Origin of the sequence: Mycolicibacterium sphagni, assembly GCF_002250655.1 — a bacterium.
Classification (GTDB): Bacteria; Actinomycetota; Actinomycetes; order Mycobacteriales; family Mycobacteriaceae; genus Mycobacterium; species Mycobacterium sphagni.
In genome coordinates, this window is sequence record NZ_NOZR01000010.1 from 38,496 (window position 1) to 56,341 (window position 17,846).

Genomic DNA, 17,846 nt, shown 5'->3' on the forward strand with positions numbered 1-17,846 from the left:
GAAACGTACAGGTCAGACTGCAATTGGTCTGGCCTGTTCTGCGTTCACGCGGCATCTGTGCCCACATTTTGCCCACACTCTCGAGTTAAAAGGGCGTTGATCGCCACCCCGACCGCCTCGACATCCGACCCATAAAGGTGGCCGTAGCGGTCCAGTGTTAGGGCCGCAGACTCGTGGCCCAACATATTCTGCAGGCTCTTGATGTTGGCGCCTGCCTGGATGGCCAGCGACGCCGCGGTGTGCCGCAGCTCGTGGAGCTTGAAGTCGTACACCGTGACGTCCTCCCCGGCGGTGTCCTTCTCCGTGCGGGGGAACAGCTGCGCTGCCGCCACCGCGTCGGACCACCACCGTCGCCGAACATTCGTGCCCCGCATGTGACGACCCTGGCTGTCGGGGAACACCAGTGCGTCGGGCTCCCCTGCCGCCAAGAGGTCGGCGACGAACACCGGCAGGCTCACCGTTCGGCCCTTGCCATTTTTCGGGGTGCCGATCTCGAACTTCCCGTCAACGAGAGTCACTGACCGCGCAACCCTGATGGCCAGGCGGTCCAGGTCGATATCCCGCCACCGCAGCTCCGCCACTTCGCCGAACCGCAGGCCACATGTGCCCAGCACGTACACCAGGGGGCGGTTGTCCCCTGCCGCGTCGGCCAGGGTGTGCAGCTGCTCCAGGGTCAGGAAACGCTGCTCGACGGACTCCACGGAAGGCAGCTCCACCCCGTCGACCGGGTTCAGCACCAAGCGGTTCTCGGCCACCGCCATCGCGAGGACCTGGCGCAGGACGCCGATCGTCTTATGCACCGACGCTGGCGCGTGGGTCCGACTCAGGTCCGCGACCCACTCCCGCACCAACTGCCGACTCACATCGCCGATCGCCACCGCCGCGTGATCGGCGATGAACGTGTCCAGCACCACCTGATAGCGGGCCCTGGTCGACGGCTTCAGCTTGTGTTTCGAGCCCAGCCATTCCCGCGCGTATTCCCCGAGCTGCACCCTGCCGGCCGCTGGGGCTACGTATGCCCCGCGCCGCTTGTCCACCTCGAGCTGATTGGCCCACGCTTCGGCGTCGCGCTTCGTCCGGAACCCGCGTTTGTCGGTCTGGCGACGATCGGGTGTCCGGTACCGGACGCGGTAACGCGTTGTACCCGAGGTGGTTTCGTATTTCTCAATCGTCGCCAAGGCTCTTCACCGTCTGCCGACGAACATCATCCACTAGAGACTCAAACTCGTCCAGGAGCCACTGAGGCCAAGTGTTATCGCGGAACGCGCCAGGCCCAATTTGCATTGCCCGTAGTGGTTGGTCCGACGTGAGCCAAGCCCATAGCTCCTCCGCCTGGACCGGCTGGTTAACACCGGTAACTTCGACGGATTCTGACCTCTCCGTCGCCGGTGGCATCAATAGCTTCGCGGGCGAAACTTTAAGCGCAATAGCCAAGGCCACCAGGTCATCTGGAGTGACTCTCCGCTCGCCAGATTCGATGCGTCGAATTCCCACGGCGTTGATGGACCAGTCGGTAGCGGCCTTAAGCCGTTCCGATAACTGGCTGTAGTTCATGTTCTGCGCGACGCGCAGCCGGTTCACGTTGGCAGCGACGGTCTGCGCCGTCGTGCCGACGTCTGGTTCTTTTCCGACCACGGCGACTATGGTGCCATAGTTTGTCAATTTATTCACGAGTCTTGACAGGCGATAACCGCACGTGCTTGTCTGATGACTGCCAAGGTATGGCAATCAACTGACAGGAGATGTCAATGACGGATCTGGTCACGCCGGAGCACCTACCGGCTGTGGCGAAAGCCGAGCAAGTTGCAGTTGTTGTTCAAACCACGGTTGACGCCCTCGCACAAGATCGATACCGGCGCCGGGGAATCCCGTACGTCAAAATCGGCGGCCGAGTCAGGTACCTCCGCGAGGACGTCCTCGCTTACCTCGAAGCGAATCGGATTGGCGGTGACGCCGCCTGATGCGGATCTACCCGCAGGAGCTGTACCCCGATCTCGGCCTGGTCGACGACGACGAGACCGAGGATTTACGCAGAACGGCCCCCGTGAACCCGGTGTTACCAGCACCGGCGGGGACCGATCCGACATCACAACACCCACAAGAAAGCAGGTAGACGACATGTTACAGACCAAGACTTACCGGCACACCGTTTGGTGCAGCTCGCGGCCCGACGAACGGCACGACGACGAAACGCCTTACTGCGAATCGCCACGTCTCGGGGCCCGGCTGATCCCCGACGTCGGCGATCTCAAGGCGCAGGTGTGGGTGTCCCCCATCTCGGCGGCAACCGAAGGCATGAGCCGCAAGGAAGCCGACGAGGCCGGAGCACGCTACGACGGCGTCCAAATCGCCCACGAGGCATGGGACGGCACCGGTTGGCGTGAGCAATACCTGCGGATGGCTGCCAGTGAAGCCCGTGGCCTCGCCGCCGCGTTGATCCGCGCCGCTGATATCGAGCAGGGGCTGACGCGATGACCACCGCCGAAGCCATGCCCTCCGAAGCGCCGTTCCCTGCGATACGACCGATCGAGTGCACCCCCTGGTGCACTGACGGCGACGGTCACGCCACGTGCGTCTCTCGCCGCGATCAGGTGTGCTGGGGCACTTCAAATTACGTCGAGCTGTCGCTCGAAGAGTGCGAGGTCAATAAAGGAGAGAAGCCCGGCTCCTACCTGTTTTGGCCGTCAATCATCGGGCCCTGCGCCTACCGCGGCTTCAACCAGCAGCCAGTCGTGTACTTACACTTCACCCTCGCCAATCGGCGTCACGACCACGTGCTCGATGAGTCATGCAAACTCACCGCCGCCGAGGCTCGGGAACTCGCCGCTCACCTAATCGCCGTCGCCGAGATGATCGGCGGTGCGCCGGCCCAATGACCGCCGAACCAATCGCGGAGGAGGCCGCCCCCGCTGGGGGCGGCACCCCTCGCCACCTCCTTCCCGTCGGAAAACCCGCCACCATCGCAGAACTCGCGATCGGCGCGCTGATGTACTCCTCGGCGACCGAGGCCACGGCGATCACCCAGCACCTGCGGGCCGACGACTTCACCGAACCTGCCGCTAGCACCGTGTTCACAGCTTTGAAGTTGATCGCCGATCTCGGCGTACCTCCGGGCCCCGAGCTGGTCGCGGATGATCTCCGGCGCCGCGGACGCTGGGACCGGCCGGTGGCCACCTGGTTGAGCACCGCCACCGTGTCCGGGGCCTGCCCACCGGCAGCTCGGCAATACGCAGCCGCGGTTGTCGCCGACAGGCTGCGCCGGCAAGTCGAATCACTGGGCACCGCACTACGATCCGCCGCCACCTCGGCCAGTGAACCGGAGCTGAACCACCTCGTGGTCACCGGCACCCAGCGGATCCAGAACACCACTGAACGGCTCACCAATCTGCGAGGAGAACCCCTTGACGACTAACGTCAACCACCTGCTCGACGACGTCGATCGCATCGTGACCAAGTACGTCGCCTTTCAGTCCGAGCACCACAGTGTCGTTGTCACACTGTGGATCCTGCACACGTGGGTTGTGAACGCCTTCTATGTGACACCGCGGCTGATCCTCGACAGCGCCGAACCCGGCAGCGGAAAAACCCGGGTCCTGGAACTCCTGGCTCTCCTGTGTCGATCAGCCAAGCTCACCTTGTCAACAACCACAGCTGCTCTGTACCGCCGTATCGCTGCTGCCGCGGACGAAGGTCTACCGCCGCCAACGGTTCTCCAGGACGAGGCCGACGCGATCTTCGGGAAGAACTCCACACCACAAGCTGAAGACCTCCGCGCGTTGTTCAACGCCGGCTACCGCAAGGGCGCCACAGTCGACCGCTGCGAAGGAGACGCCAAGAACATGCGCGTCCGCGAGTTCCCGGTTCACGCGCCGGTCGCGCTGGCGGGACTAGCCGGCCGGATGCCTGCCACGATCCTCACGCGAGGCATCCCGCTCCACATGCGCCGCCGACGACCGGATCAGAAGGTGGCGGACTTTCGGGAGCGCGATGTGCGGGTGGAGGCCGACCCGATCCGGGACACGCTCGAAGCGTGGGCCTCCGAGCATGAGGACAGTCTGGCGGATGCCCGTCCCACGATGCCGTCCCGTGTGACTGATCGCTCGGCCGAGATCTGGGAGCCACTCCTGGCGATAGCGGACCTTGCCGGCGGGGCGTGGTCGGTCAAGGCCCGTAGAGCGTGCACGTTCTTTGTCGTCACCTCGGCCGCCGACGACGAGAAGCTGTCACTGGGACAGCGACTGCTGCGGGACATCAAGGCGTTGATGGATACCGAGGCAAGTGGCGTCACGGCGATGTGGTCCGCGGACATCATCTCGAAGCTCGTCGCGGACCCCGAATCCGAATGGCGTGACTTGTGGGGAAAATCGTTAGATCAGCGGCGGCTAGCAAAGGAATTGAACAAGTACGGGGTGAAGTCGAAAGACATCCGCATCGGGGTTGGAGTCGCCAAGGGCTACGACGTCGACGGGCCTACGGGATTGCGTCAAGCCTGGGATCACTGGCTTGTTCCATCTGAAAGCGCTACATCCGCAACATGCGCTACACCGCAGCTCACCGCGTTGCGCTCTGTAGCGGACACAGATCAATCCGCTACATCCGCGACAGAAGCGCTACACGAATTTACATTGCCTGAACTGGGGGAACGCGGAACTGTAGCGGATGTTGCGGATGTAGCGGACACAAGCAGAGTGACGGAATCCCGCACGCGGACCGGCCCCCCGGCTATGCCCTCAATGTGAGCGCGCCCCAGCACGATCCGACAGCGGACTGTGCGACTTCTGCACCGCAAAGCAACGCCGCCAGCAAACGATGAACGGCAGAGAAAAACTGTCGGGATCGAAATGGTTCACCCGTCACATCCAACAGCTACTCGCTGACGGCATTCAGTACATCTCCGCCGGCGCCGTGTACGAAGCGGGTTTCGCCGCGGGCTACTCCAAGAGCGACGTCGGCAACGCCGCTCACAACCAGCCCATCCGCATTGCCGCCGTCAAGAACGGCATCACATGGTGGTGCATCGACCCCAACGAGACGGTCACCTACAAACCGGTACGCGAGTTCATCGGCGACTACCTCGACGCCCTCGGCCGTGACGTGGCAGAGGTTGATCCAACTCACTTCTACGGCGCTGCCGACGCCGCCGGCATCGATCGCCATACCGCCCGCAAGGTCTTGGTCCGCGACTCTGGGCGGGTCGAATCCGTGCCCGCGCACGGCCAATCGAAGGTCGACCGCATCTGGCTCCTCAAACGCGAAGAGGCGTCGTGATCGGCCCCGGTGACATGTTGCAGCTGACGGGCGACCAGGTCGCCGCAGTGCGGTATGCCGTCAGCGACCTGATTGCGCTACGGCTACTAGGTAACAGACCGATACCGCCGGCCCTTCTCGCATTGCAGAAGTTTCTAGCCGCTTCCCCACGCGGAAGTCAAACCGACTGCAATGAACAACAATTGGAGCACGAAGGCTTGATCGACACCGCGGCCGCCGCCGAGATCCTCGGACGCACACCCAGACGGGTAAGGCAGATCCGCACTGATCTCGACGGGGTCCAGATCAGCGGCCGTTGGGTCTTCCGCCGCAAGAACGTCGTCGAGTACGCCGAAGCGAAAGGCATTGGTAATGCCCCCAATCGAGATGTTGAAGCTCGGCGTGGAGGCATATCTCAGGGAGCTGCCTGACGACGAATTCGACAGCTTGGTCAAGTCCGTGCGCCCACCGAAAGCGGTCCGCTACCCGGCCAAGCGGCGCACGAAGTCCAACAGTTCCGGCATCCCAACGAAAGGAACCACACCATGACGAACCCGTACGACGAACACCACCGGCGCATCGCCAGCATCCAGTCCCGCCTCGACAACACCATCGAAAGCCTCCGAAACAACTCCAGCCTCAGTGACCGAGGACGCCGAGCTGAGATGGCCCGCGCCACCGTCAACGCCAAGCAGATGGTCGACCGCTTGAAAACCGAAGTGGTGACTGCACGCAATCAGGAACGCGAACGACTGGAAATGCATCTGTTCGGCCTGGCCTCGGACCAAGGCGGCATCGCCGCGGCCCGCGATGCAGCGGACCGCGCCGACAAAATCGAAGGCCCCGACGTCGCCGCAGCAGCCCTCAAGCGTGCACAACTGATGAGCGACAAGAGCATGCAGCGGGCCATCGCATACCGCGCCACCACTAAGGGCTGGAACAACGTTGTCGACCAGTACGTTGACGGGCTAGGCGCCGAAGGCATTCCGACGGCCTTGTCGCTGCAGAAGCTGGCGGAGATCCCCGGCGGCCCAGGCACCAACCTCGCAGACGCGGCCGTCTTCCGGGTCCGCGAACCGCGCGAACTGTTGGGCGCGGACATCGAGCACCTCGCCTCCGACGCAGCGCCCGAACAACAGCAACAGGCCTCAGCTGGCCCAGTCGGCGGAAGCTACTTCTAGCCCCAAGAACGTGGGTTCCGGCGCCCAGTGGCTAAACGTCATGGCGGACTGGCGCAGCCGCGCACCCGCAACGTCCACCGGCCCCGATGCTTGGGCCGATCACCGGGGCCGGTGGACAACACGACAGACAGGACACCTCGAGCATGACCGATCACGACAACCAGGCGGCAGCTACAGAAGCGCTCGGCGACCATCGCCGCACAGGCACTTCCGGTGCAGGGCCTACTAACGTCCTCACACCCAAACAGACCACAGCCGAAGGCCTACGAGGAGCCGACCCAGATCAACCGGTGCAGCAATGGTGGGAGATTCCCGATGACTGAGGCCCAGGAAGCAATGCCCTCACGGAAAGAAAAAAATCGAATGGGGGGCGTCGCCTATGCATCGCGGTGCGAGTGGGTCCCCTGGGGGGATGACCCCCCCGACGCTGGGAAGGGCCCCGAGACCCATAGCGTCTGTCGGTGCGTGAAGAATTCGAAGCCGCGGGCGTTTCGAGTTCCGTACGCCAATTCGGTGGTGTCTTATGCCGGTTAGGGGTCGGTCGCCGCAGCCGCATGGGGTGTCGAAGAACCGTCACGCACCTGTTCATGGGTGGGTTGAAGTGGTCGACGAGCCTTTCGCGGATGGTATGGAGTTGCCGGAGTTTCGTGCGAATACAGGGGTTTGGCCGGAGGCGACGAAGGCGAAGTGGGACGCCTGGCGGTCGATGCCGCATGCGAGGTTGTGGACTGCGTCGGAGTGGTCGTTTGCGTTGGATTCGTTGGAGTTGGCTGCGGAGTATCACCGGACGGGTGAGACGCGGTTTGCGACGGAGTTGCGGAACCGGGAGAAGGTGTTGGGGACGACGCTGGATTACCGCCGGGCCCTTCGTATCCGGTACATCAAGCCCGCGGCCGTGACTCCCTCTGGTGTGGCCGACATGATGGATTATCGGGATCTGTGATGGCGCAGCGCGTGAATGTACTTGCACCCGCACCGGTTCGACTGGCGGTTCGTAGGGGAGTTTCGATGACTAACCGTCCACGCGAGATTGCTTTCGACTTGATTCCATTGCACTCGGGTGATCGCCGTAAGTGGGGCGCTTTGGGCCGGATTGGGCCGGTGGTGTTTGCCGATGTCTACGGGCAGCCAGCGTATTTCATTGTCGGACGGGACGAAGCCCTCGCCATCCTCCGTGATCCGGAGACCTACGAACGACACCTCGCTTCGGAGACCCTTCCGTTCCCTGCCAGTTATCGGGCCATGGTCCTGAAGGCGTTGAGCGCCCGGGCAGTAAAGCAGGAGATGGAGCGCGAGTTGCGTACGCGGTCGCCGCAGATCCTTATGTCCTTCGACTGGACTGCCCAGACACGCACGGGGGCCATCGGGCATGAGTTCGCCAGTGAGATCTTCAGGATTTTGGCGGGAGTGCCAGCAGGAGGCGGCCAAGTGAGAATCGACTATCAGGCGGATCGTCGCGGCTTCGTTCATGGCGTATTGTCGGCGCGGCGGCGGAGCCAATTTCTTTCGCACCTCCCGGATGACGCGGACGCGGCCGATGTCTTCACCAGGATCGTTACGCTCGGTTTTCCACCAGCCCGGGATGCCGTCACGCGCGCGATGCTGAAATTGATGCAGGTGGGGACCGCGGCCCGGCTGCGTTCGCACCCCGAGTTGATCCCGCAGTTTGTCGATGAGCTGCTGATGCCGGTAGTTCCCTTAATCGAGCGAAAGTGCACCAAGCCGGTCACGATTGCCGGGTTCGATATCCCCGAAGGCAGCTGGATCGCATTGTGCGCGGAAGCTGTTTCGGTTGAGGCGTTTCATGCTGGTAAACCCAAGGAAGCCTTGACGTTTGGCTTGGGTCAGCATCGATGTGTCGGTGCACTCCTCACCAAGCAAGCGCTGACGGTCTTCATCGAAGAATCCTTGAAACTCTGGGCATGACCATCATAGAGAAGCATCCAGATTTTTTACCGCTCAACATAACTGGGCTTACGGCAGAAGCGTTTCGCTGACGTGCCGGCATCCCCGCTGCGGTTCCGATTAACCCTTCCGCCCATTTCCACGAAGGCGTAGCCTGCGTTCCGTGGCAGACATCAACGATCTCAGAAGCGCGCTTGCCGGGAACAGCGGGGCGTCGGTCGGCATCCCGTTCGTGCTGGCGATTCGTAGTTTCATCAACTGGCCACCGGACGCCTTCTCGATAGAGGTCGAGGACCGATACATCCAGACGTTGTACTGGGTGCAGGGCGACGGTGTCGGATACCTGATTTCAGAAGGTAACCATGACGACCCGTCTCTGAAGGGCGAGTTCCGATCTGTGGCGGACATCGAGAACGTGACGCTCAGCGCGAAGATTGTCGACAGCGGCCTTGGCCCTGGGGAGGTCCGCCGCGCGGTTGAAGTGCAATTCAAGTCGGGCGAGGTGATCAAGATCGACGTAGCGGCCTGTACAAATCAGCATCAACGAGATTTGGCTAACACCTTCATTAATACGGTTCTGAGCGCTGTTGCTGGTGAAGACCTGGAGGCCGTAGTCGAATGACCGGACCAGAACAGAAGAGAACCGAAAGCGAGCCATCGCCACCCGCGGAGCCGAGTCCGCCGGCCGAGCCGGCACCCGACGTAGATTGGGTCAAGTTCGATCATAGGTTGGCACACAAGGATCCAGATGGCCCTTCACCTGGGCGTCGGAAGTAGCGTCGGTTCGATGACCCCACCAGATCCCGAATCGACCGAAGGCCAGCCGGACCCGCCTCCGCGCGAAGATGCGCCAGACGTGTCGTGGGTCGAATTTGATACGGGCCTGCGCGAACAATCCAGGCTTAATCGCGAAGACCGCTGAGCCGGATCGCACCGCCACACAAGGATGAGTGATCAAGGCGAGCAGTACGCCTCGTATGTTGAGGCCGAACTCAAAGCTGAGCTGGCCCGGCGCGACTCAGTTAACAGTCGCTCCGCTGCGGCGCTGACGGGTGCTGCCGGAATCGTAACGCTCGTACTGGCCGTCTTCGCTGTGCTAGTCGGAAAAGACTTCGTCCTAACCGGTTTGGCTAAGGCCCTCCTAGTGCTCGCGCTGCTCGCGCTGCTCGTGTCTGCCGTCTGTGCGGTCGTCGCGGGGTTTCCTTGGAGAATCAAACTCACGTCGCCATCGACACTCAAGATGATGGTTCGTGATCGTTGGGCCGATACCGAAGTGACTGCTCGTGGAGTGGCCGCCTACGCCAATTATCAAGTGATTCAGTCACTTCGACCCGGCACGAGCACCAAGTTCCAATTCCTGCTGGCTTCGGGAATTTGTCAAATCGTGGCAGTCGCGATGCTCGCCGCCTGCACGATCACTGTCGTCTTTACGCCACGACAGGAAGCGCAACCTACTCCGGCCCCCACCATCAATGTGACGGTTTCTGCGCCTCCGCCCCCCAGTGGGGCACCAGCGCCTGTCGGGCCAGGGTTGACGCTGCACACGCCAGAAGTCATGGCCCCCACATCGGTTGTGCCGCCCAAATGAGCCTAAATCCTTTGAAAGTGGAGAGGTGATTCAGTGGCACAACCCGAGGATGACGACGACCACGGCAGTGAGGTCGCGGCTTTCATACAGGGCCAACTTGCCTTCGAGCAGGCCCGCCAAGATTCACTGACGAGCCGCGCCGGAGCGGCGTTAACCGGCACCACCGGTGTCGTCACCCTCGTGCTTGCTGTCGGCGCGTACTTTGTGGGCAACAAGGCAAGTGGAATCGCCTTGGTGGTGCTGTCTCTTGCCGTGGGAGCACTGCTGGCATCGGCCGTTTGCGCAGTTGTAGCCAACTTGCCTTGGCGGGCCGCGGTGATCGACACCCACTCGATGCGAGAAATCTTGACAGAGCGTTGGCCCGCACAGGAATTCACGGCCCAAGTCTCGGCAGCAAATGTGGAGTCAATTGAGCGACTTAGGGTGGGCTCGGATAATAAGGCAAGGTGGCTCCTCTTCGCGGTCGTATGGCAGGCAATCGCGTTGGGCGCACTGTTGCTATGTGCGCTCATCGTTTTCACGGGGCCAGCGAAGCGGTCTGACCCTCCCGCCCAGATTGTGCAACAGCTGTTTGGGCCGGGCTGCCCGGGCTCTTGTTCAGTGGCGACAACCGTGGTGCCGCAACCCCCGCTAACGCAGGTTCCACTGCCGCCCGAAACGACTGGCGTCGTGCCCCGACACCCTCAACCGACGAGCGATGAGCCTCCTGTGGTTAACGGCAAGGGCTAGAGGGGTGGGTTCCCTCACTCGAATTCCGCGCCATCGCCGACCCATTGAACTTCGTGCGGTGCGCTGTTTCAGGATGTGGCTCAGTTCTGGGGGTGCGGCGGCATCCGTGTCACACTCGGCCTGGCGCAGCGCCCGAGCTTGCCGAGCACCCCGTCTTGTCGGTTAGCGGGTCCATGATTGGGGCTGTGTCGAAACTATCCGCGATCATCGAGGCGGCTTCCTCGGATGACGTGACTACTCCGAACCTGCTGCGCAAGCTGAAAGTTGTCGCATCACGGCTAGAAACACCACCACTCATTGACTGGGTGGACAACGAACTCAGCGGCTACCCCAGCGATGCGGCCATCCCCGACTACCGCGGACCATTCCCGTGCCAGGTATTGAGCGACTGGTCGGGCCCGTTCCAATCAGGCGCGCAAAACGTACCGCTGCCGTCTGTCTCTGTGCCTAAGGGCATGAGAGAAGCGGGCGCATTCGAAGTCAGATTTCACGAGTCTGTGAGCCAGCTCGAACAGTTCGCGTCGGCGGGCGATACAGTTGTGTATAGCTGGGGCGCAGACGCTGTCGCGATTCTCAACACCCTGATGAATAACGGTACGATCCCCCAGATTATGGAGGGTTACGGGTTGTTGGTCGCGCGGAAGCATGTACCCGCGCCACTGATCGTCGAGGTTCTCGACAACGTTCGCACGCGCGTTCTCAATCTCGCACTGGAGTTGGAGAAGGTAACCCCTGACGCGGGAGAGCCCGGAACGGTGCCCGCTGATCAAAGCACCGTCAATAACATCGTGAACATCATCTATGGGCACGGGAACACGCTGGCGGTTGACAGTCCGTCCGCCGTGCAGGTGGGTGGAGTCAGAGTCAATGATCTTGACAGCCTCCTGAATTCGGTCGCAGGACTGGGCCTAGCTCCTGAGGACGTGTCGGAGCTTCAGCAGGCTGTAGAGGGCGATGAGGCCGACGACGAGACACCGGCAGGCGAGCCAGGATCGCGCGTAACTCGATTCTTGGGCAAGCTCACAGTGGGTGCGCTTAAGAGCGCCGGCCAAGCCGGAGTTCAAGAGGGGGCCAAGGCAATTAGTAAGGCGATTCTGACCTACTACGGGATCAACTGACAGAGGCGAGAAAGATTAGAGGGAGCACTAGCTGATGGCTACCAGAGAGCTCGACGAATCGACCGCTACTCTCTTGCAAAGCGCAATCGGTCCCATCGAGCACCTGCGGCTGACGCACGCGGAATACACAGAGTTGCTGTACACGCTGGCATGGTTTGTGGGCGGTTCATTCGAGACGGTCGCCTTCGTTGCCGAGCAACCCGAAGCGTCCACAGGTGAACATCGCGTGTACTGGTTGCGCGGGAAGACGTTCGGGTGCTTGATCATAGGCGCCCACCAAGGCCCCGAAGGCGACAAGAACGCAAAGCTGTTGGTAAGCGGGTATGTTCGGCCGATATCGGACATACGGAATATTGAACTTCAGGATGTCCAGATCGACTGGCCCCGGTGGGGCACCACGCGCGTTCCGGAACTTCTGCCCACGGTGCAGGTTCACTTCAACGACATGACGCTGACTGTTGACGCCACGAGTAGGACCAACGAATTTGCACGCAGCCAGGCAACAGCTTTCATCGAGCGTCTTCAGTCAGCTCTGGCCGGCAGCGGATAAGGCCGGGGGCGCCTGGGGCCTTTCGTGCATTCAATCCGGGCGTTGTCGGACCCTCTCACTACCGTCACCCGGTGCCTTCGTACGTCACCCGCGTGGGGTGTGGAGGATTGCCGGCGTCACATCGACGGACTGTTGGCTGCCGCGGTCGGAGTAACCGTCCCTTTGGGCAAGCCCTAAATGCGACACTCCGCGGGTGACAGATAACGCCCTCACACTTGCGCTCGGGCTCTTCGCGCTCGGCACCGGTGTCGGAAAGTTCCTCAAGGAATGGAATGTGGAGTTCATCCGCATGTTTGGCCGAGCGTTGGAGGTAGGCGCGGCGATTACCGCAGGCGCCTGGGCCGTTTTTGCCGCGGTCACCCACTCAAACCCCGGCATCGGGCTCTGGGAGCAGGCCGTGTTCGCTGCAGTCGTGCTCTTCTTCTGGGTCCTGTTTGTCCTCTACGGCGAAGTTTCGGGGTACTTGAAGCCTCCCAGCTGATCGTCTGCAATCGTGCCGGCCACTATCCGCACCTGATTACACGGTTTAGTCGCGGCGCGATTTACCGGCCGCGTTGAGGTACTCGCCGCGGTGAGGATGTGACATAGGCGCCCGCGCGGGGGATGTGGTTAGTGTCTGAGTCCATCGAAAATCCGACGAAGCCGTGTAGGCGCGTCGCGTTCTCGGATGTCGCCGCAGTGTTCGAGTAGCCGACGATTCGTGCGAACTCCCACCGTGTCGATTCTGTACTGCCTTGGCCGCGACGAAGGTCGCAGGCTAACCCGGAGGTCGACTCCCTTGCCGGTACCAGACCATGCCCGCAATTCATCGCCGTCCACTGCAGCTGGTGTGAACTTGCGCGCGTCGACCGGAATAGCGAGCGCGTTGTCAAACTCTCCCGCACTCGCGTAGCGGCTGTGCGGATCGACCGACATGCCCTTGCGAACCTTATCGGCTAGTGCCCTGCCAACATGCGGAGCAATATCTCGAAGATGTGGGTATTGCCCTGCTTGGACAGCTGCTATGAGGTCGGCTTCGTATTGCTGTCCAAATGGCATTCGCCCAGCCAGCAGTGCATAAAGTGTTACCGACATCGAATAAATGTCCGATCGGATGCTCGTACCGCCACCACCGTGCAGTTCTGGTGCCCGGATGCGGATATCACCGCCCGCTTCTGCGAAACCGTTGGAATCCATCACAGAGGCGATTCCGAAATCTCCCAACAGCGCGTCTCCACCGATCGAGAGGAATAGGTTTGCGGGCTTGATGTCGCGGTGTAGCAGCTGGGACCGGTGGCATAATTCCAGGCCTCGAAGCGCGCGACGCACATAATCTACTGCTCTGGTTGGTTCAATTCCGTATGGCGCCATCACAGCGTCGAGGGAACACGCTGCCAATGCGGTGTCGAGATACGGTACGTCGAACTCGGCATCCGCGTTGTGCACCTCCAGAATGTGCTCGCTTCGCAGAGCGGTTAGTAAGTGTGCCTCGCGCCAGGTGGTCGATTTGTCCTGGTGATGCATCAGCTTAAGCGCGACATCGTGCCCAAGGTGTGTATCGCGTGCCTCCCAGACTTCGCCGTAAGTACCCGTCCCTAGGGGGCGTCGTAGATGGTATCTATTCGCAACAAGTTCGCCCGGACGACGTCTCATGAGCTTGTATTCTGCAGGTGTGCAGGTCCTTGGGCTACAAGTTCGAACAAGGGGAACCAAACGCGTCGTCGTAGGGGTAGTTGTGGACTCGGCTACCTCGGAATATGTGACGCGAATTGAGCACATTTTGAACCCCGGCCATGATCGGGCGACGCGGACACGCGAGGCGCACGACTGGCTGTCAAGTACATTGGTGGGCTTGCCCGGCATCCGTGTGGCGGTGTTATTGGAGGCTGACTATGACCGCCGCGCTCGGATAAGGGACGGCACGAAGGACCGTTTGCGAATCGAAGGCGCAATTCTTAGCGCTTGCCGTGAACGTGACGAAATCAACGATGTTCAGATCATGGACGGGCCGCAAATGGGCCGAGCCTGCGGTAGCGATAAGGCCGGCGCTATCGCTGCCGCAGCGAGCCGTTTCGACCTGCCCGCCGATTTCACCGAGCCAGCCGCAGTTGCGCTGGCTGCGATCGGGATCCTAAATGGGCCCGATTGAGACGATTCGATCGAACAACGGATTCTGATCGAGACCGTCTAAATCGGGACGGGTCCTTTGGTACACGACCAGCCCGACCCACTTTGCCCCGGCAGCCCGCAGGGCCGCTGCCTCCTGAGTGCAGAGGCTTCCCGTCACTGTCACCGCGGCGACCACCAACGCGCGGTGTACCGCCGCGGATGAACCTCCAAAGGGGAGGTCATGATCATGATCCGAGAGCAGCTGGGCCGACGTCGTTATGGACTGGGCGAGCATATCCACGGGAACTATGGCGTCGCAGCGAAGTCTTTCGGCCTCGACCAGCAGGCGCTTTCCGACGTCCCGGAGGGTATCGATGCTGCGGAGTTCGGCTTCCCCCGCGCGCGCACGGCACAGAGAGTCCGCTAGGTATTCGTCCTGATAGTCCGGTTCGCTTAGATGAGCAGTCGTCACGCGCGCCTACCTTTGCCCCAGACAGGTATCCTGTCACATAATTCTTGTTACATGTTCCATGTTACTGATCCGGCGGGCTGCCCATGGATGCGACACGTATCAGCGAGCTTCTCTTCGGACGTGCGTGCCGACTGCCGATTGCCTTGTGGATCCTCGGATCCCAGAAGGATCGCTTCTACCAATCGGAACCGCCCGAATCACTTGCCGCGCGCACGGCCATCCGCCAAGAGCTCGAACGACTGGCCGAAGTCGGTCTGGTCTACAAAGAGACCCCGGACCACGAGAACCGTGTGTACTACGTCAGGACCACGAGTCCCCTTTGGGAAGTGATTCGCGTGGCCGCAGAGGTTATAGAGCAACTAGATAGATGAGGCTGCCGCACACTTTGTGCCCACAATCCGCCCACAGTTACAGATAACTACTGTTAACTAAAGTTGTGTGTTTCCACACCATAAGTGCACCGTAACGGCCTGAACTGCAGGGTGATTCGCCTTTGCAAGGCAGATGTCAGGAGTTCGAATCTCCTAGGCTCCACAACGATTCGCACAGGTCAGGCCGTACTCGGACTGGCCGGTTTTGCATTCAGGCGGATCTTCGGGCGGATCTTCGGTAGGCTCGCGCTACCAAAGAGGGCCGTTTTCCCCTACGGGGCCGCCCTTTTTGTATCCAGTCTCCAGGCTGCACCCATGGCCGGTCACGACCGTGATAATCCTGCTCGACTTCGCTACGCGGAGTTCTTCATTAGGAATCGCGCCATGCACACTTCCCGCCGCTTGCTATCCCGCAAGCTCGATGTCTGGTCCCGCCGCATCTGGGAAGTCTGGAACCAAGTCGTATTCGCGTCCGCGGGCGGAGAGCGCGTCCACTGCTACGACGACTTCGCCTGGCACTACGACGGTGGGCCGGCTGAGTGGCTCGGGCCGGTGCCGAGCATTGTTCGCAGCTCGGATACCCCGTGTTGAAGGTTAGCCACCGTTGTGTGCTTCAGCACTTCACCGGGCACGAAACCGCTTGAACTGCAGTGCGATTCGCCCTTGCAAGGCATAGACTCCACGAGGATTCGGGCGGGTCGGATCCCCACCCGGCGGGCGCACGAGGTTCAGTTCGTGTTTTTATCCACGGGTCTGCTGCCATGGCGCCCAGACCACTCCGCGATGGGGACTGCCATGCGCTGCGGCAACGTCTTCTTGCATCCCCGACAGGTGAATGTCTCCCTGCCGGCGAAGACCGTCTGTTCGTGCTTGCAGGTTCTGCATTTCACCCTGTGACGAGACAGGCTCCCCCAACCCATGTCAATGATCATGCACCATTGCGCCGTAATTGGCCGCCTGAATGCGGGGGTACGGCCGTTAGCTAGTTGCGATTCAGCAATCGACAGCCCATCACACGTGGCCGAAGTGTTCACGCACGCGCACTGACCATTGAGAAGGCAGGACTGCTGCAGCCGCGGCCCGACCGGCTCGGAGCGTCAGATCTTCGGTGCGACATCCACACTGGGCGGCAGGGCCGACGGCTCGGGAGTGGCTGACCGTCGCGCGATCGAGAACGCGACCGCGCCACCGGCCACGACCGCCAGCCCCAGGAGGCCGAACACGAAGAATCGCCGCCGGCGACGGTGCTTCGACTTGCGGGCGTCGGCCAGTACCTGGGGCAGCTCGGCCACGGCCTGCCGGACCGCCTCGGCCTCCTTGGCGAGTTCGTCTTTCACAGCGCGCGCCTCACGGGCACGGCGCCTGATGGCACCCGCTGCTGACTCGGCCGAATGCACGCTGACGCCGACCACGCCGCGGGTGATGTCCACGGGACCGACGGCGGTGTAATGCAGTCCCCGGTTCAGCCGCTCGCGCGACGTGAGTTGGGGTTCAGTCCTGCGTCCCATTACGAACCTCCCGGCACTGGCACCTGTCGATGACGTCAACACTGCCACAGCGCCGTGGGGGTGGCCGCGAGTTGGGGCAGCCGACGCTAATGGCAGACTGAGATCCCGTGACGAGCCCCATTGCGACAGCGACCGCGACCCTGCACACCAACCGCGGTGACATCAAGATCGCCCTCTTCGGTAATCACGCCCCCAAGACAGTCGCCAACTTCGTTGGTCTGGCGCAGGGCACCAAGGAGTACTCGACGCAGAACGCATCGGGCAGCACCGCCGGACCGTTCTACGACGGCGCCGTCTTCCACCGCGTCATCGACGGCTTCATGATCCAGGGCGGCGACCCGACCGGTACCGGTCGCGGCGGCCCCGGCTACAAGTTCGCCGATGAGTTCCATCCCGAGCTGCAGTTCGACAAGCCCTACCTGCTGGCCATGGCCAACGCCGGTCCGGGCACCAACGGCTCGCAGTTCTTCATCACCGTCGGCAAGACCCCGCACCTCAACCGCCGGCACACCATCTTCGGCGAGGTCGTTGACCCGGAGTCGCAGAAGGTCGTCGACGCGATCGCGACCACGGCCACCGATCGCAACGACCGGCCCGCTGACGACGTGGTGATCGAGTCGATCACCATCTCCTGAGCCGGCCGCGTTAGCGACCCGCGAATCCCGCGTCGGTCAGCGCGTCCAGAACCGTCAGCGGCTCGGTCCCAAGGTCCCACCGGCTGAGCACGATCAGGCGGTCGGCGCCCGTTTCGATCTCCAAAAGCCGGGTCTTGCGACCGATCCTGCGGAACTCGGTGATACGGATCAGCGTGATGTCGGGACGGCGCAGTGTCTGCGTCCGGAACCACCCGCGGTACACCAGTGCATCACCGGTGATTGCCAGCCGGGGTCTGGCTCGCCATGATCCGAATCCGAACGCGATCAGGCCGATCGCAGCAATCCCGGTGAGGATCCTGCCGGGCGGGTCTGTGACAACGGTCACACAACCGATAGCCATCAAAATGCCCGCGATGGCAAGACCTGCGACGGCCCCAATTTTCGGGGCCCATTCAGTTTGCTGCACGGGGTCCTCGGGTGCATCTACCGTGGC

At 62.0% G+C, this 17,846-nt stretch carries 26 protein-coding genes; 21 read left to right on the top strand and 5 right to left on the bottom strand.

Annotation, left to right across the window (positions count from 1 at the left end; genetic code table 11):
* Window positions 1–44: 44 nt before the first annotated feature.
* Both CG716_RS13555 and CG716_RS13560 read right to left on the bottom strand, forming a co-directional pair.
* Window positions 45–1,178 (bottom strand): site-specific integrase, encoded by a 1,134-nt coding sequence (locus CG716_RS13555; RefSeq protein WP_094480344.1) that lies wholly within the window; start codon window positions 1,176–1,178, stop codon window positions 45–47.
* The gene (locus tag CG716_RS13560) at window positions 1,165–1,635 is read right to left on the bottom strand and encodes a helix-turn-helix domain-containing protein (RefSeq protein WP_094480346.1); all 471 of its coding nucleotides are present in this window, start codon (window positions 1,633–1,635) and stop codon (window positions 1,165–1,167) included. Before CG716_RS13560 ends, CG716_RS13555 begins: the two co-directional genes overlap by 14 nt.
* A gap of 113 nt (window positions 1,636–1,748) precedes the next feature.
* Here CG716_RS13560 and CG716_RS13565 point away from each other — a divergent pair, with 113 nt between their 5' ends.
* From CG716_RS13565 to CG716_RS13640, 17 genes are all read left to right on the top strand, one after another.
* The gene (locus CG716_RS13565) at window positions 1,749–1,961 is read left to right on the top strand and encodes a helix-turn-helix domain-containing protein (RefSeq protein ID WP_094480633.1); all 213 of its coding nucleotides are present in this window, start codon (window positions 1,749–1,751) and stop codon (window positions 1,959–1,961) included.
* Window positions 1,962–2,118: 157 nt separating this feature from the next.
* A complete protein-coding gene (locus tag CG716_RS13570) occupies window positions 2,119–2,475 on the top strand; it encodes a hypothetical protein (protein WP_094480348.1) in 357 nt (118 codons plus the stop codon).
* Entirely contained in the window at window positions 2,472–2,876 is a 405-nt protein-coding gene (locus CG716_RS13575; RefSeq protein WP_094480350.1) for a hypothetical protein, read from the top strand. The genes CG716_RS13570 and CG716_RS13575 overlap by 4 nt, the downstream gene beginning before the upstream one ends.
* Window positions 2,873–3,412, top strand: coding sequence for a DnaB-like helicase N-terminal domain-containing protein (locus CG716_RS13580; RefSeq protein WP_165774145.1), 540 nt, complete (start codon window positions 2,873–2,875; stop codon window positions 3,410–3,412). The genes CG716_RS13575 and CG716_RS13580 overlap by 4 nt, the downstream gene beginning before the upstream one ends.
* The gene (locus tag CG716_RS13585) at window positions 3,402–4,739 is read left to right on the top strand and encodes a DUF3631 domain-containing protein (protein ID WP_207760675.1); all 1,338 of its coding nucleotides are present in this window, start codon (window positions 3,402–3,404) and stop codon (window positions 4,737–4,739) included. The genes CG716_RS13580 and CG716_RS13585 overlap by 11 nt, the downstream gene beginning before the upstream one ends.
* A 70-nt stretch (window positions 4,740–4,809) precedes the next feature.
* Window positions 4,810–5,268: a hypothetical protein gene (locus CG716_RS13590; RefSeq protein ID WP_094480354.1), complete on the top strand. Its 459-nt coding sequence runs from the start codon at window positions 4,810–4,812 to the stop codon at window positions 5,266–5,268.
* Window positions 5,265–5,678: a helix-turn-helix domain-containing protein gene (locus CG716_RS30190; protein WP_094480356.1), complete on the top strand. Its 414-nt coding sequence runs from the start codon at window positions 5,265–5,267 to the stop codon at window positions 5,676–5,678. The genes CG716_RS13590 and CG716_RS30190 overlap by 4 nt, the downstream gene beginning before the upstream one ends.
* 114 nt (window positions 5,679–5,792) lie before the next feature.
* Entirely contained in the window at window positions 5,793–6,428 is a 636-nt protein-coding gene (locus tag CG716_RS13600) for a hypothetical protein (protein WP_094480358.1), read from the top strand.
* A 523-nt stretch (window positions 6,429–6,951) separates the two neighbouring features.
* Window positions 6,952–7,371, top strand: a complete 420-nt coding sequence (locus CG716_RS30195) for a phage terminase small subunit (protein ID WP_474626733.1) — start codon at window positions 6,952–6,954, stop codon at window positions 7,369–7,371.
* 65 nt (window positions 7,372–7,436) lie between these two features.
* The gene (locus tag CG716_RS13610) at window positions 7,437–8,354 is read left to right on the top strand and encodes a cytochrome P450 (protein ID WP_133066937.1); all 918 of its coding nucleotides are present in this window, start codon (window positions 7,437–7,439) and stop codon (window positions 8,352–8,354) included.
* A 142-nt stretch (window positions 8,355–8,496) separates the two neighbouring features.
* Window positions 8,497–8,955, top strand: a complete 459-nt coding sequence (locus tag CG716_RS13615; RefSeq protein WP_094480364.1) for a hypothetical protein — start codon at window positions 8,497–8,499, stop codon at window positions 8,953–8,955.
* Window positions 8,956–9,120: 165 nt separating this feature from the next.
* Window positions 9,121–9,255 carry a hypothetical protein gene (locus CG716_RS31115; protein ID WP_272938275.1) on the top strand — a complete coding sequence of 45 codons (135 nt, stop codon included), beginning with the start codon at window positions 9,121–9,123 and terminating at the stop codon, window positions 9,253–9,255.
* 24 nt (window positions 9,256–9,279) lie between these two features.
* The gene (locus CG716_RS13620) at window positions 9,280–9,921 is read left to right on the top strand and encodes a hypothetical protein (RefSeq protein ID WP_094480366.1); all 642 of its coding nucleotides are present in this window, start codon (window positions 9,280–9,282) and stop codon (window positions 9,919–9,921) included.
* 33 nt (window positions 9,922–9,954) lie between these two features.
* Complete coding sequence (locus CG716_RS13625; RefSeq protein ID WP_094480368.1) at window positions 9,955–10,650, top strand: hypothetical protein; 696 nt, start codon at window positions 9,955–9,957, stop codon at window positions 10,648–10,650.
* Between the two features lie 185 nt (window positions 10,651–10,835).
* The gene (locus CG716_RS13630) at window positions 10,836–11,768 is read left to right on the top strand and encodes an AbiTii domain-containing protein (protein ID WP_133066938.1); all 933 of its coding nucleotides are present in this window, start codon (window positions 10,836–10,838) and stop codon (window positions 11,766–11,768) included.
* Between the two features lie 34 nt (window positions 11,769–11,802).
* Complete coding sequence (locus CG716_RS13635) at window positions 11,803–12,318, top strand: hypothetical protein (RefSeq protein ID WP_094480372.1); 516 nt, start codon at window positions 11,803–11,805, stop codon at window positions 12,316–12,318.
* Between the two features lie 193 nt (window positions 12,319–12,511).
* Window positions 12,512–12,799, top strand: a complete 288-nt coding sequence (locus CG716_RS13640) for a hypothetical protein (RefSeq protein WP_094480374.1) — start codon at window positions 12,512–12,514, stop codon at window positions 12,797–12,799.
* Between the two features lie 128 nt (window positions 12,800–12,927).
* On the opposite strand, the gene CG716_RS13645 is transcribed toward CG716_RS13640, so the two are convergent.
* Window positions 12,928–14,076: a serine/threonine-protein kinase gene (locus CG716_RS13645; protein ID WP_337360772.1), complete on the bottom strand. Its 1,149-nt coding sequence runs from the start codon at window positions 14,074–14,076 to the stop codon at window positions 12,928–12,930.
* Between CG716_RS13645 and CG716_RS13650 the strand changes: the two genes are divergently transcribed.
* The 3 genes from CG716_RS13650 (at window position 14,033) to CG716_RS13665 (ending at window position 15,840) form a co-directional block, all read left to right on the top strand.
* Window positions 14,033–14,446, top strand: coding sequence for a hypothetical protein (locus CG716_RS13650; RefSeq protein WP_165774147.1), 414 nt, complete (start codon window positions 14,033–14,035; stop codon window positions 14,444–14,446). The two genes, CG716_RS13645 and CG716_RS13650, sit on opposite strands and share 44 nt — an antisense overlap.
* 201 nt (window positions 14,447–14,647) lie before the next feature.
* On the top strand, window positions 14,648–14,833 hold the full coding sequence (locus tag CG716_RS29890; RefSeq protein ID WP_133066940.1) for a hypothetical protein: 186 nt from the start codon (window positions 14,648–14,650) through the stop codon (window positions 14,831–14,833).
* 800 nt (window positions 14,834–15,633) lie between these two features.
* Window positions 15,634–15,840 (top strand): hypothetical protein, encoded by a 207-nt coding sequence (locus tag CG716_RS13665; protein WP_133066941.1) that lies wholly within the window; start codon window positions 15,634–15,636, stop codon window positions 15,838–15,840.
* A gap of 506 nt (window positions 15,841–16,346) precedes the next feature.
* On the opposite strand, the gene cwsA is transcribed toward CG716_RS13665, so the two are convergent.
* A complete protein-coding gene (cwsA, locus tag CG716_RS13675; protein WP_094480387.1) occupies window positions 16,347–16,757 on the bottom strand; it encodes a cell wall synthesis protein CwsA in 411 nt (136 codons plus the stop codon).
* Window positions 16,758–16,864: 107 nt separating this feature from the next.
* Here cwsA and CG716_RS13680 point away from each other — a divergent pair, with 107 nt between their 5' ends.
* Entirely contained in the window at window positions 16,865–17,392 is a 528-nt protein-coding gene (locus CG716_RS13680; RefSeq protein WP_094480389.1) for a peptidylprolyl isomerase, read from the top strand.
* 10 nt (window positions 17,393–17,402) lie between these two features.
* Here CG716_RS13680 and CG716_RS13685 read toward each other — a convergent pair whose 3' ends face one another.
* Window positions 17,403–17,819 carry a PH domain-containing protein gene (locus CG716_RS13685; protein ID WP_094480391.1) on the bottom strand — a complete coding sequence of 139 codons (417 nt, stop codon included), beginning with the start codon at window positions 17,817–17,819 and terminating at the stop codon, window positions 17,403–17,405.
* Window positions 17,820–17,846 lie beyond the last annotated feature (27 nt).

What these genes read in the sequence shown, in the direction of transcription:
- CG716_RS13565 (WP_094480633.1), top strand. Translation starts at nt 1,749, where the DNA reads ATGACGGATCTGGTCACGCCGGAGCACCTACCGGCTGTGGCGAAAGCC.
- CG716_RS13570 (WP_094480348.1), top strand. Translation starts at nt 2,119, where the DNA reads ATGTTACAGACCAAGACTTACCGGCACACCGTTTGGTGCAGCTCGCGG.
- CG716_RS13575 (WP_094480350.1), top strand. Translation starts at nt 2,472, where the DNA reads ATGACCACCGCCGAAGCCATGCCCTCCGAAGCGCCGTTCCCTGCGATA.
- CG716_RS13580 (WP_165774145.1), top strand. Translation starts at nt 2,873, where the DNA reads ATGACCGCCGAACCAATCGCGGAGGAGGCCGCCCCCGCTGGGGGCGGC.
- CG716_RS13590 (WP_094480354.1), top strand. Translation starts at nt 4,810, where the DNA reads ATGAACGGCAGAGAAAAACTGTCGGGATCGAAATGGTTCACCCGTCAC.
- CG716_RS13600 (WP_094480358.1), top strand. Translation starts at nt 5,793, where the DNA reads ATGACGAACCCGTACGACGAACACCACCGGCGCATCGCCAGCATCCAG.
- CG716_RS30195 (WP_474626733.1), top strand. Translation starts at nt 6,952, where the DNA reads ATGCCGGTTAGGGGTCGGTCGCCGCAGCCGCATGGGGTGTCGAAGAAC.
- CG716_RS13610 (WP_133066937.1), top strand. Translation starts at nt 7,437, where the DNA reads ATGACTAACCGTCCACGCGAGATTGCTTTCGACTTGATTCCATTGCAC.
- CG716_RS31115 (WP_272938275.1), top strand. Translation starts at nt 9,121, where the DNA reads ATGACCCCACCAGATCCCGAATCGACCGAAGGCCAGCCGGACCCGCCT.
- CG716_RS13620 (WP_094480366.1), top strand. Translation starts at nt 9,280, where the DNA reads ATGAGTGATCAAGGCGAGCAGTACGCCTCGTATGTTGAGGCCGAACTC.
- CG716_RS13635 (WP_094480372.1), top strand. Translation starts at nt 11,803, where the DNA reads ATGGCTACCAGAGAGCTCGACGAATCGACCGCTACTCTCTTGCAAAGC.
- CG716_RS13645 (WP_337360772.1), bottom strand. Translation starts at nt 14,076, where the DNA reads ATGTGCTCAATTCGCGTCACATATTCCGAGGTAGCCGAGTCCACAACT.
- CG716_RS29890 (WP_133066940.1), top strand. Translation starts at nt 14,648, where the DNA reads ATGATCATGATCCGAGAGCAGCTGGGCCGACGTCGTTATGGACTGGGC.
- CG716_RS13665 (WP_133066941.1), top strand. Translation starts at nt 15,634, where the DNA reads ATGCACACTTCCCGCCGCTTGCTATCCCGCAAGCTCGATGTCTGGTCC.
- cwsA (WP_094480387.1), bottom strand. Translation starts at nt 16,757, where the DNA reads ATGGGACGCAGGACTGAACCCCAACTCACGTCGCGCGAGCGGCTGAAC.